Annotated in this window: 6 protein-coding genes; 3 read left to right on the top strand and 3 right to left on the bottom strand. The window is 57.4% G+C overall.

The genetic code is table 11. The features are described 5' to 3' along the window. Positions 1 to 93 precede the first annotated feature (93 nt). Complete coding sequence (gene tyrS, locus CE491_RS28405; protein ID WP_110951640.1) at positions 94 to 1,293, bottom strand: tyrosine--tRNA ligase; 1,200 nt, start codon at positions 1,291 to 1,293, stop codon at positions 94 to 96. A gap of 212 nt (positions 1,294 to 1,505) precedes the next feature. Between tyrS and CE491_RS28395 the strand changes: the two genes are divergently transcribed. Together CE491_RS28395 and CE491_RS28390 are read left to right on the top strand one after the other, a co-directional pair. Further along, entirely contained in the window at positions 1,506 to 2,954 is a 1,449-nt protein-coding gene (locus CE491_RS28395; RefSeq protein ID WP_110951638.1) for a peptidoglycan DD-metalloendopeptidase family protein, read from the top strand. A 3-nt stretch (positions 2,955 to 2,957) separates the two neighbouring features. After that, positions 2,958 to 4,049, top strand: coding sequence for an anhydro-N-acetylmuramic acid kinase (locus tag CE491_RS28390; protein ID WP_110951637.1), 1,092 nt, complete (start codon positions 2,958 to 2,960; stop codon positions 4,047 to 4,049). A gap of 60 nt (positions 4,050 to 4,109) precedes the next feature. On the opposite strand, the gene erpA is transcribed toward CE491_RS28390, so the two are convergent. Continuing rightward, positions 4,110 to 4,460, bottom strand: a complete 351-nt coding sequence (erpA, locus tag CE491_RS28385; RefSeq protein WP_110951636.1) for an iron-sulfur cluster insertion protein ErpA — start codon at positions 4,458 to 4,460, stop codon at positions 4,110 to 4,112. Between the two features lie 178 nt (positions 4,461 to 4,638). Beyond that, on the bottom strand, positions 4,639 to 5,673 hold the full coding sequence (argC, locus tag CE491_RS28380) for an N-acetyl-gamma-glutamyl-phosphate reductase (RefSeq protein WP_110951635.1): 1,035 nt from the start codon (positions 5,671 to 5,673) through the stop codon (positions 4,639 to 4,641). A 133-nt stretch (positions 5,674 to 5,806) separates the two neighbouring features. Here argC and hemJ point away from each other — a divergent pair, with 133 nt between their 5' ends. Then, positions 5,807 to 6,226, top strand: a complete 420-nt coding sequence (hemJ, locus tag CE491_RS28375; protein ID WP_110951634.1) for a protoporphyrinogen oxidase HemJ — start codon at positions 5,807 to 5,809, stop codon at positions 6,224 to 6,226. Positions 6,227 to 6,246: the final 20 nt, after the last annotated feature.

The raw sequence follows: 6,246 nt of genomic DNA, 5'->3' as shown, positions 1-6,246 counted from the left end.
CTTTGATTATCAAGGAGTTTTCCGTTTCGTCTGCGCCGGAAGTGGGGCGAATTATAGAGAGATTCAGAGGGGCGTCAAGCACTTATTTGAACTTTATTCAAAGTTCAGTGTGACACGCCCGAAAGCCTTCTTGCCCGCCTGGCAAACATGAGTCGCGCCCACTTTAAAGATGAAACCGCGATCAACGACCTCACCATCTATACGCACACCGCCAGAGGCCAGCAAGTCCCGCGCGACTGCCGAATTCTTGACCAAGCCTGCTTTGTTAAGGACAGCAGCGATTGGTATGTCCTCGGCACCCGACACGAAGATATCCGGCAGATCCTCTGGCAGCTCCCCGTCCTTCATACGATTACCCGCAGAACGGTGCGCCGTCGCGGCGGCCTCTCCGCCATGGAAACGCGCAACGATTTCTTCAGCCAGCTTGATCTTGATATCCCGCGGATTCGCACCCGCCTCGCAATCAGCCTTGAAGCCGTCGATCTCTTCCATGGAGCGGAAGCTCAGCAACTCGAAATAGCGCCACATCAGCGCATCAGGGATGGAGACCAGCTTGCTGTACATGATGCCCGGCGCTTCCTGGATACCTACATAGTTACCCAGCGACTTGGACATCTTCTTCACACCGTCCAGACCTTCGAGCAACGGCATGGTCAGCACGCACTGTGCCTCCTGACCGTAAGCACGCTGCAGCTCGCGCCCCATCAGCAGGTTGAATTTCTGATCGGTACCGCCGAGCTCGACGTCGGCACGCAGCGCAACCGAATCGTAGCCCTGCACCAATGGGTAGAGAAACTCATGGATGGCAATGGACTGATTCGACTTGTAGCGCTTGTCGAAGTCGTCGCGCTCGAGCATCCGCGCCACAGTGTACTGGGAGGACAGGCGAATAAAGTCTGCAGGACTCAACTGATCCATCCAGGTGGAGTTGAATGCCACCTCGGTCTTGGCCGGATCAAGAATCTTGAATACCTGAGCCTTGTAGGTCTCGGCGTAGTCGAGGACCTGCTCGCGGGTCAGAGGGGGACGAGTGGCGCTTTTGCCGCTCGGATCACCGATCATGCCGGTGAAGTCGCCGATCAGGAAGATGACCTGATGGCCCAATTCCTGGAATTGACGCAGCTTATTAATAAGCACCGTATGACCCAGATGCAGGTCAGGGGCCGTAGGGTCGAAACCGGCCTTGATACGCAATGGCTGACCACGCTTAAGCTTCGCGACCAGTTCGGACTCGACCAGGAGTTCATCCGCGCCACGTTTGATCAGCGCTAGCTGCTCTTCAACCGACTTCATTTCAGCCCCGCAATGCCTTATTTCAAAGGGAAACAACCATACAAGATCGCCGCCCAAATACAAGTTCTGGCAACAGAAGGTCGACGAATCAGGGAACGATCCGAACGCAAGCTTGCCTCAGGCAGGATTTGGTTATATTTTATACAGTTATTTCATCTTCATCATGTCATTCATCTTTTCCATTTCATCTTTTTTCAAAGTCAAAATTACCTATGAACGACACTCCGCCTAAAGCGCCTCCGCTTTATCCGAAGAGCCACCTGCTCGCTGCCAGCGGTATCGCAGCCCTTTTGAGCCTGGCCCTTCTGGTTTTTCCATCCAGTGATGTCGAAGCCAAAAAAACCAACTTGAGCCTCGAACTGGAAACGCCGGTCGATCAACTCCAGCAACAGGAAGACGCTCAAGAACAGTCTCAGGCCACAGAATCCTCTACAGATTCCCCATTTGCACAGATCGACAACAGCGCCGACGACCCGGAAGGGACCGCCAAGACCGAACCTGAGGCCGCCCCACAAAAGGCTGCACCTAAAAAGGAAGTCGCCAGCGCTGCAGCGAGCCCGACCCATAGAGAAGTCGTGGTCTCCAAAGGCGACACCCTCTCAACTCTATTCGAGAAAGTTGGCCTGCCTCCGGCCGCCGTTCATGAAGTGATTGCCAGCGACAAGCAGGCCAAGCAATTCAGCCACCTGAAAAACGGTCAGATCCTTCAATTCGAGCTGTCCTCCGAGGGCAAGCTCAAACAGCTGCACAGCAAGCTCACCGACATGGAAAGCATCAGCCTCTCCCGAACCGACAAGGGCTATACCTTCACCCGCGACGTGAACAAACCGAACGTACGCACTGCTTACGTCCACGGGATCATCAGCAACTCCCTGTCGCAATCGGCACAGCGCGCTGGCCTGAGCCACAGCATGACCATGGACATGGCCAATATCTTCGGCTACGACGTGGATTTCGCTCAGGACATCCGCAAGGGTGACGAATTCGACGTGGTTTACGAGCAGAAGGTGGTCAACGGCAAGACTGTCGGCACCGGCAACATTCTGTCCGCCCGCTTCACCAACCGTGGCAAGACGTACACCGCCGTGCGTTACACCAACAAACAAGGCAACACCAACTACTACACCGCCGACGGCAACAGCATGCGCAAAGCGTTCATTCGCACCCCGGTGGAATACGCCCGCATCAGCTCGCTGTTCTCGATGGGCCGCAAACACCCGATCCTGAACAAGATCCGCGCCCATAAAGGTATCGACTATGCCGCACCTCGCGGCACGCCTATCAAGGCGACTGGCGACGGCAAGGTGATCCTGGCCGGTCGTCGCGGTGGCTATGGCAATACCGTGATCATCCAGCACGGCGAAACCTATCGCACGCTGTACGGCCACATGCAAGGTTTTGCCAAAGGCATTCAGAACGGTTCCAACGTCAAGCAGGGCCAAGTCATCGGCTATATTGGAACAACCGGCCTTTCGACAGGTCCGCATGTACATTACGAGTTCCAGGTAAATGGCGTTCACGTTGACCCGCTGGGTCAAAAGCTGCCGATGGCAGACCCGATCGCCAAGTCCGAAAAACAGCGGTTCATGCAGGAGAGCCAACCTTTGATGGCCCGTATGGACCAGGAAAAGGCCACCATGCTGGCCTCGAGTAAGCGCTGATCTATGACTTTATATGTAGGTGTAATGTCCGGAAGCAGCCTTGATGGGCTCGACTTCGCACTCGTAGAACAGGATGACCGGCCGCGTCTGCTCGGCACCCACTACATTCCCATGCCCGATGATTTGCGCGCCGAGCTGCTGGGCCTGTGCGCCAGTGGCCCGGACGAGCTGGCTCGCGCCGGGATCGCCGAGCAGAAATGGGTGCGTCTTGCCGCTCAGGGCGTGCTTGCTCTTCTGGATCAGCAGAAGATCCTGGCAGGTGAGATTCGCGCGATCGGCAGCCACGGTCAGACAATTCGTCATGAGCCCGCCCGCGGTTTCACCGTGCAGATCGGCAACCCTGCCCTGCTCGCCGAGTTGACCGGGATTACCGTGGTCAGCGACTTCCGCAAGCGTGATATTGCTGCAGGCGGCCAAGGCGCTCCATTGGTGCCGGCGTTCCATGAAGCGCTGTTCGACGACAACAAGGACTACCGTGCAGTCCTCAACATCGGCGGTTTCAGCAATCTCAGCCTGATTGAGATCGACAAACCGGTTTCCGGCTTCGACTCCGGCCCTGGCAACGTGCTGCTGGATGCGTGGATTCAAGCCCAACGCGGCCTGAGTTACGACAAGGATGGGGCGTGGGGTGAAAGCGGTACGGTAAACCCGGACCTGCTCAAGTCGATGCTCAGCGACCAGTTCTTCCAGACCAAGGGTCCGAAGAGTACCGGTCGTGAAGTGTTCAACCTCGGCTGGGTGCATCACCATATGTTCCAGCTGCCAACGTTGAAGCCGGAAGACGTGCAAGCGACGCTGCTTGAGGTGACCGCACTGAGTATCACTGAGTCGCTGCAATCGGCTCAAGCACAGACCAAGGAACTGCTGGTCTGCGGCGGCGGCGCTCACAACAAGGCGTTGATGGCGCGCCTGGCTGCATTGCTGCCCAATACCAAGGTGTCCAGCACCGCGGAATTCGGCGTCGATCCTGACTGGGTCGAGGCGATGGCTTTCGCGTGGCTCGCGCATTGCGCGCTGGAGAGCGTTCCGGCCAACCGCCCAAGCGTCACTGGCGCGGCGGGGTTGCGCGTTCTGGGTGCGATCTATCCCGCGTGATAGCAGCCGGAATGCAAAACGCCGCGCATATGCGCGGCGTTTTCGTTTACAACGAAGGAATCAGATCGAAAACGAAGAACCGCAACCGCATGTAGTCGCGGCATTCGGGTTCTTGATCACGAAACGAGAGCCTTCCAGACCCTCCTGATAATCGACCTCTGCGCCTGCCAGATACTGGAAACTCATTGGATCGACGACCAGGCTCACACCCTCGCGCTCGACGATGGTGTCATCGTCGGCAACGTCTTCATCGAACGTGAAGCCGTACTGGAAACCGGAACAGCCGCCGCCCGTGACGAACACGCGCAGCTTCAGGCGATCATTGCCCTCTTCGTCAACCAGGGTTTTCACTTTGTGCGCTGCACCTGGCGTGAATTCCAGAGCAGTAGGAGTGAAGGATTCAACGCTCATGCTCAATATCTCCCGGCGGTAAGCCGTCATAATGCGTAATGACGCGCATTATCCGCTTCTCCTAGAAAATTGGTCAACTACTCTGACAGCAGCCACGAGCGGCGAGCGGCAAGTGTAATGCGCGCCATCGAGTTTTTAGCTTGAGGCCTGCAGCTCACCACTCGAAGCTGCTCTCAGGTTAGGGCAAGAGAGCAGCGTGTGACAGGCCCAGACGCTCGTCCAGTTCGAACATGATGTTCATGTTCTGAACCGCCTGGCCCGATGCACCTTTTACGAGGTTGTCGATGACAGACAGTACCACCACCAGGTCGCCGCCCTGTGGACGGTGAACTGCGATGCGGCAGACGTTGGCGCCGCGCACGCTGCGGGTTTCGGGGTGGCTGCCCGCTGGCATCACATCAACGAACGGCTCGGTGGCGTAACGCTTTTCGAACAGCGCCTGCAGGTCCACCGACTTGTCGACCACCGTGGAATACAACGTCGCATGTATGCCGCGGATCATCGGTACCAGGTGCGGGACGAACGTCAGACCAATATCGCCGCCTGCTGCGCGACGCAGGCCTTGGCTGATTTCGGGCAAATGACGGTGGCCTTTCACAGCATACGCCTTGAAGCTTTCGCTGGTTTCAGAATACAGCGAGCTGACGCTTGCCCCACGACCCGCGCCGCTGATGCCAGACTTGCAGTCAGCGATCAGACGCGTCGGATCGGCCAGCCCGGCTTCCAGCAGTGGCAGCAAACCCAGCTGAGTGGCTGTCGGGTAGCAACCCGGCACCGCAATCAGCCGCGCAGCTTTGATCTTCTCGCGATTGACTTCCGGCAGGCCGTAAACCGCTTCGTCCAGCAGCTCCGGCGCGCCGTGCGGTTGGTTGTACCATTTGGCCCACTCGACCGGGTCTTGCAGACGGAAATCGGCAGACAAATCGATAACCTTGGTGCCCGCCGCCAGCAGCTCGCCAGCCAAGGCATGGGCGACGCCGTGTGGTGTGGCGAAAAATACCACGTCGCAGGCCCCCAACACTTTCACGTCCGGTACGCTAAACGCCAGACCGTCATAGTGGCCGCGCAGGTTCGGATACATGTCGGCCACTGGCAAACCTGCCTCGGAGCGTGAAGTGATGGCGACCACTTCAGCTTTTGGATGCTGTGCCAGAAGACGCAGCAACTCGACGCCGGTGTAACCCGTGCCACCGACGATACCGACCTTGACCATAACCTGCCCCTCAACGAAACCACTGGAAAGCCGCTGATAATATGAGTCCAGCGCCTGTGGGACAACCGTGTACGTGACGTACGGCCCCACAAGCTACTACTATTTGCGCCACCGTGATCCTGAGAAAGTCAAAATGCTGTGGATAAAAGCGCTGCACATCATCTCGATGGTCTGCTGGTTCGCCGGCCTGTTCTACCTCCCTCGCCTATTCGTTTACCACTCTCTGAGCGAAGACGCAGCGAGCCGCGAGCGATTCTGCACCATGGAGCGTAAGCTTTATCGCGCAATCATGGGGCCCGCGATGATCGCCACACTGGTGTTTGGCATCTGGCTGATTACGCTCATCCCCGGCTACCTCCAGCAGGGCTGGCTGCACGCCAAGTTGACCCTGGTGGTCATACTGATCGGCTATCACCATATGTGCGGCGCGCAGGTGAAACGCTTCGCCCGTGGCGAAAACGGTCGTAGCCATGTGTTTTATCGCTGGTTCAACGAAATCCCTGTATTGATCCTGCTGGCAATCGTCATTTTGGTCGTAGTCAAACCGTTCTGATCTCAGTCGCAAGAGACGCA

This window comes from Pseudomonas bohemica (assembly GCF_002934685.1).
Lineage (GTDB): Bacteria > Pseudomonadota > Gammaproteobacteria > Pseudomonadales > Pseudomonadaceae > Aquipseudomonas > Aquipseudomonas bohemica.
This window is presented reverse-complemented; position numbering and strand designations above follow the sequence as displayed.

Coding starts and splice junctions, on each gene's coding strand:
- argC (WP_110951635.1), bottom strand. CDS start 5,673: ATGGTCAAGGTCGGTATCGTCGGTGGCACGGGTTACACCGGCGTCGAG.
- CE491_RS28390 (WP_110951637.1), top strand. CDS start 2,958: ATGACTTTATATGTAGGTGTAATGTCCGGAAGCAGCCTTGATGGGCTC.
- erpA (WP_110951636.1), bottom strand. CDS start 4,460: ATGAGCGTTGAATCCTTCACTCCTACTGCTCTGGAATTCACGCCAGGT.
- tyrS (WP_110951640.1), bottom strand. CDS start 1,293: ATGAAGTCGGTTGAAGAGCAGCTAGCGCTGATCAAACGTGGCGCGGAT.
- hemJ (WP_110951634.1), top strand. CDS start 5,807: ATGCTGTGGATAAAAGCGCTGCACATCATCTCGATGGTCTGCTGGTTC.
- CE491_RS28395 (WP_110951638.1), top strand. CDS start 1,506: ATGAACGACACTCCGCCTAAAGCGCCTCCGCTTTATCCGAAGAGCCAC.